This is a genomic window from Neobacillus drentensis, assembly GCF_036965245.1.
GTDB classification, from domain to species: domain Bacteria; phylum Bacillota; class Bacilli; order Bacillales; family Cytobacillaceae; genus Neobacillus; species Neobacillus drentensis_G.
In genome coordinates, this window is record NZ_JBALPG010000034.1 from 51,499 (window position 1) to 56,358 (window position 4,860).

At 37.2% G+C, this 4,860-nt stretch carries 4 protein-coding genes; 2 read left to right on the top strand and 2 right to left on the bottom strand.

Annotation, left to right across the window (positions count from 1 at the left end; translation table 11 throughout):
* Positions 1-32: 32 nt before the first annotated feature.
* Together dat and pepV are read right to left on the bottom strand one after the other, a co-directional pair.
* Complete coding sequence (gene dat / locus V7150_RS09050; protein WP_335516514.1) at positions 33-887, bottom strand: D-amino-acid transaminase; 855 nt, start codon at positions 885-887, stop codon at positions 33-35.
* A gap of 23 nt (positions 888-910) precedes the next feature.
* Positions 911-2,332 carry a dipeptidase PepV gene (pepV, locus tag V7150_RS09055; RefSeq protein ID WP_335516517.1) on the bottom strand — a complete coding sequence of 474 codons (1,422 nt, stop codon included), beginning with the start codon at positions 2,330-2,332 and terminating at the stop codon, positions 911-913.
* 431 nt (positions 2,333-2,763) lie between these two features.
* On the opposite strand from pepV, the gene V7150_RS09060 reads away from it, so the two are divergent.
* Positions 2,764-2,985, top strand: a complete 222-nt coding sequence (locus V7150_RS09060; RefSeq protein WP_007086548.1) for a DeoR family transcriptional regulator — start codon at positions 2,764-2,766, stop codon at positions 2,983-2,985.
* Between the two features lie 398 nt (positions 2,986-3,383).
* Positions 3,384-4,739: an amino acid permease gene (locus tag V7150_RS09065; RefSeq protein ID WP_335516520.1), complete on the top strand. Its 1,356-nt coding sequence runs from the start codon at positions 3,384-3,386 to the stop codon at positions 4,737-4,739.
* Positions 4,740-4,860 lie beyond the last annotated feature (121 nt).

Here is a 4,860-nt window from a genome sequence, read left to right on the forward strand (position 1 = left end):
TGAAAAATTCACATGGTGCTTGACACCTAGTTTTATAGTTTCCCGCATTGGTTTTCAATTTCTTGTTCGAACAGCTTTTGCAGCTTTCTAGTAATTGAGCCCGGCAGACCTTCGGTTACTTTTTTATCGCGAATTTGGACAATCGGCATGACCTCTGAAACGGTACTAGATAGGAACACCTCATCTGCACCTGCTAGTTCCTCAAGCGTGAATGCCCGTTCCTCTACAGGAATATTATTTTCAAAGCATACCTTTAAAATCACATCTTTAGTAATTCCTTTTAAAATGAGATTATCGGATTCATGTGTAATGACTACACCATTTTTTACAATAAAGATATTTGAGGAACTTCCTTCAGTAATATTTTCGGCGCGATGTTGAATTGCTTCATAACCACCTTCTTCAGTGGCTTTTTGTTTTGCTAATAAATTGCCCAGCAAATTTAAACTTTTAATATCACAGCGGAGCCAGCGGATATCTTCAGTCAAAATAGTTTTCACACCATTTTTCATGTTCCCAACAGGTCGTGCAATTTCCTTCGTATAAGCTGTAAGGGTTGGCGTTACTTCCTCAGATGGGAACGCATGATTTCGGGGAGCAACACCCCTGGTTAGCTGCATGTAGATAATCCCAAGTTGAAGCTTATTTTTATTAATAAGCTCTTCAAGTAAACTCTTTAATTGTTCTAGTGTGGATGGGAAAGAAATGCCAATACTGTCAGAACTTTTAACAAAACGCTCCAAATGTTCTTTAGCAGTAAACATTTTTCCATTATAGACACGAATAACCTCATACACCCCATCGCCAAATTGGTATCCGCGGTCTTCTATATCTACTTTTGCTTCTGACCGATTGATCAGCTTTCCGTTCATTATTGCAAATGTCATGCTCGCATTCCCCTTCGATCTACTTATTCATTTTGTGCTAATTCATAAATAGCTTGAGCGTAAATAGCTGTTGCCTTTAACAAGTCTTCAATATACATATATTCATCCTTTTGATGAGCAATATCTGGTCTTCCAGGAAATAACGGGCCAAATGCGACTCCGGCTTTTAGAGAACGAGCGTAAGTACCGCCGCCAATTGCAATTAACTCAGCTTTTTCACCTGTTTGTTCTTCATATACCTTTTTCAAGGTTTGAATCAGGAATTCTTTTTCATCCACATGATGCGGTTTTGAGTCAGAAAAGTTTTCAATCGCGAAGCCTTCATTTAGTAAAAGGTCATCTAATTTTGCTTTTGTCGATTCCATTTTGTTTGTAACAGGGTATCTGCATGTCATCCCAATTCTTCCACCAGATTCAGACGTAAAGAGCAGCTTTCCGGGATTGATCGTTAAGTCTCCGGAAATATCGTCCGAATAGTCAACACCAAGGTTTACACCCCTTGAATCATCAAAGAAGTAGCGAGAAACGAATTGGAAATAATGTGCAGACCTCGCATCCAATACTTGCTTAGATAGAAATTCTGCTAAAAACAAACCGGCATTTTTCCCATTTCTCGGTTCCATGCCATGTGCAGAAACGCCTATTACTTCTAAAATTAGTTCTTCGTTTTGAATATGGTAATTATATTCCAATTCAACTTTCTTCATAAAAGCTATAAATTGCTTAACCACTTCATCTTGGTGTTCCTTAACGAGGATGGTTGCTTTGGCATGATCTGGAACCATATTGTATCTTTTTCCAGAAACAAAGCTCTTTACCTTAATATTTGCCTCAGTTGCACCTTCTACTGATTCTTTCTGTACCATATCAAAATCAGCAATCCCTTTTTCAGCATTTATTATCGGGAAATCAGCATCAGGCGCGAATCCTAAAGTCGGCATTTCTTCGTGCTTAAAATAATGCTCCACACAGCGCCAATTGCTTTCTTCGTCGGTGCCAATAATCATGCGAACACGTTTTTTAAGCGGCAGGCCAAGTTCTTTTACAATTTTCATCGCATAATACGCCGCCATTGTCGGCCCTTTATCATCCAGTGCGCCGCGGGCATAAATTTTTCCATCACGAATTTCCGCTCCAAATGGGTCACTTGTCCAGCCATCCCCGTCTGGCACAACATCCACATGACAAAGAATTCCTAACAAGTCCTTTCCTTCGCCAAACTCTAAGTGACCTGCAAGATTCCCAACATTTTTCGGAGTAAATCCATCTTTTTCACCTAGGTTAAGCATGAAATCAAGTGCTTCCTTCACCCCTTGTCCAAGCGGTGCCTCAGCAGTGGTATTTTCCTCATCTAAGAGGCTTTTAATATGTAATAATCCCTGTGTATCCTTAATTAAGGACTCTTTTCTTTTTTCTACTTCACTCATCCAATTAATCTCTGTCAATTGTGATGACCTCCAATCTATATGTGCTTCTTTAACAATAGCATTTTTGCAAATATCTTAGCAATTTAACTTTAATAACTAATGTGTTAGATAAATTAAACGTTTTTACTAAAAATTCAAATAATTATCATAAACCAAACACCTTATCCCATATCCTATAGTAAGAGAATGATAAAAGAGGCAATAATCCGAACAATTATTAAAAAAAATGAAGATTATTTTGTAAACTTTAGTATTGTGGTAGAAATTTTCAGAAATTGTGGGTACAATAAAGTTAGATGTATGACATCTATGTACTCATTACATTGATCCAAATAAAAGGAGATGGCTGCGCGGAAAAGAAACTACATATTCTTGAAGAGTATTCTTCAAAGAGGCTGTCGGTAGAGGGATTAAGCCATAGGTTTGAAAAAAGGATAGGGAGTGGTTCTTTGAAACCTTCAACTAACCGGATGTTAAACCGCATCAAATGTATCTACATGTTTATTCGCAATAACGGCACTGTCACTACTCAGGAACTTGTAGAGGAATTTGGTATCACTCCTCGCACCATACAACGAGATTTAAATGTCTTAGCCTATAATGACTTGGTTATAAGCCCAAGCCGCGGAAAATGGACGACTACACAGAAGAAAGTGAAGATGTCATCTTAGTACAAAAATTGAAGAGTTTTATGCATAAAGAAGCACGCGGTGGTCAACCTTCGCGTGCTTTTGTTTGTCAAAAATTTTATTATCGCTTCTCATTAATTGGAGTAAAATTAATAATTTGGTTATATTCTTGTTCATTAATGATCCCTAGCTTTTTAAAAACATACGTATAAATAAAAATTCTCCGTTTCATGCGAGGGGTAGCAATCATGATAAATCATCTCCTCTTTTAAAACAGTTTATTCACCATCACCAATAAAGTTTCCTTGAGGCAAAAAAAGATTTATATAAATTAAAACTACTACCTTAATTGACACTTTTGAAAAATATGATATATTAGTATAAAAATACTTTAGTGCTTAAAAGCGTCTAAGCAAAAGAGAAAAGTAGGTTAAGACACCATGGAGAATAATCATCAGGACTTAAAAAAAGGGTTATTGCCAAGGCATGTTCAGTTTATGGCTTTGGCTGGTATGATTGGAACAGGAATTTTTAAAGGAAGCTCAGATACATTAAGTATTGCTGGACCTAGTGTGGTGATTGCCTATTTAATTGGCGGGCTTTTGCTTTTTATTATTATAGCGGCATTAGGAGAAATGGCGCTTGCTTTTCCCAATATGAATGTTCAGCATCTCGTAAACAAAGCATTTGGATTTCAAGTTTCTTATCTTGTCGGATGGCTTTACTGGATCAATTGGACCATTGTAACCGTCGTTGAATTATTAGCAGCTGGAAGTTTTCTGCAATTTTGGCTTCCTTCGATCCCATTGTGGCTATTAAGTTTTCTCTGTGCGATTGTTATTGTAGGAATCAATTTATTTCAAGTTAAATATTACGGGGAGTTTGAGTTTTGGTTTGCCAGCATTAAGATTATTGCCTTAGTTGCTTTTATTATCTTAGGATGTCTACTACTTTTTGGTATGATTCCTAGTAACATACAGGATCCATTGTCAAACTACACTGCACACGGCGGATTTTTCCCACACGGAATAAGTGGAATATTCAATGCATTTTTAGTTGTCATGTTTTCTTATGGCGGGGCCGAATTAATCGGGGTCGCTGTTACCGAAACAAAAGATGCTGAGCGAGTTTTGCCGAAAATCATTAAAGGTGCCGTTTGGCGCGTCATGATTTTTTATATTTTTCCAATTCTTATTATCTGCGGCATCATGCCTTGGGACAAGGTCACAGGTGCAAACAGTCCGTTCGTCCAGGTTTTTAGTAGTACCGGATTGCCTGGAGCAGCACATATTATGATCTTTGTCCTTTTAACAGCAGTTCTATCGGCGGCAAACTCCGGAATTTATGCCACATCAAGAACACTGTATTCAATGGCACAAAGTGGTGTTGCACCAAAGGGGTTAGCAAAAGTATCTAGTAAGGGTATTCCAATAACAGGGATTATGATTACGAGTGTGTGTATTTTAGCAGCTGTTTACTTGGCTTATGTAACACCTAGCCAAGTCATTAGCTATCTTATGACCATCCCAGGGTTTACTGTCATGATCCTTTGGATCAGTATTTGTGCCGCACAGTTAAAACTACGACCACTCTATAAACATCAACCTGCTTTTAAAGTAAAGTGGTTCCCATATTCAACCATTTTTGCGATTGTTTCTTTAAGTGTAATCTTTATTGGATTTCTATTAAATCCAAATAATGTAATTGGTTCATCCGTTTGTATTGTAATCCTTGGAATTCTCATTATTCTCTCCTTTATAAATAGAAAAACTAGAGTTAATGAAATTACCGCTTAAAAGGCCAGCAAAATTTGCTGGTCTTTTTTCTATAAAACAATCGATCTCGAAATATGTATGTTTTTTTATCAGCATCCGTATTTTAATAGTTTTTTTATATATTTAGCGGTTGATGATAGAC

What these genes read in the sequence shown, in the direction of transcription:
- V7150_RS09065 (WP_335516520.1), top strand. Translation starts at nt 3,384, where the DNA reads ATGGAGAATAATCATCAGGACTTAAAAAAAGGGTTATTGCCAAGGCAT.
- dat (WP_335516514.1), bottom strand. Translation starts at nt 887, where the DNA reads ATGACATTTGCAATAATGAACGGAAAGCTGATCAATCGGTCAGAAGCA.